General features: G+C 53.4%; 1 tRNA gene. It reads left to right on the top strand.

What is annotated here, in order from left to right:
• Positions 1 to 88 precede the first annotated feature (88 nt).
• A tRNA-Lys gene (locus AACR77_RS04430) sits at positions 89 to 164 on the top strand.
• The last annotated feature ends 55 nt before the right edge of the window (positions 165 to 219 follow it).

Genomic DNA, 219 nt, shown 5'->3' with positions numbered 1-219 from the left:
AAGGAGGGGGTCACTGGTTCGAGCCCAGTAACGACCACCATGTTGTAACGCTGGCCGCCATATGCGGTTGGTGAAAAGTTCAGGATGTGGGTCGTTAGCTCAGTCGGTAGAGCAGTTGACTCTTAATCAATTGGTCGTAGGTTCGAACCCTACACGACCCACCACTCTGAACACAGAATCCCAGGTCGTTTAGCTCAGCTGGGAGAGCACCTCCCTTAC

This window comes from Aeromonas sp. ZOR0002 (assembly GCF_963866995.1).
GTDB classification, from domain to species: domain Bacteria; phylum Pseudomonadota; class Gammaproteobacteria; order Enterobacterales; family Aeromonadaceae; genus Aeromonas; species Aeromonas caviae.
This window is presented reverse-complemented; position numbering and strand designations above follow the sequence as displayed.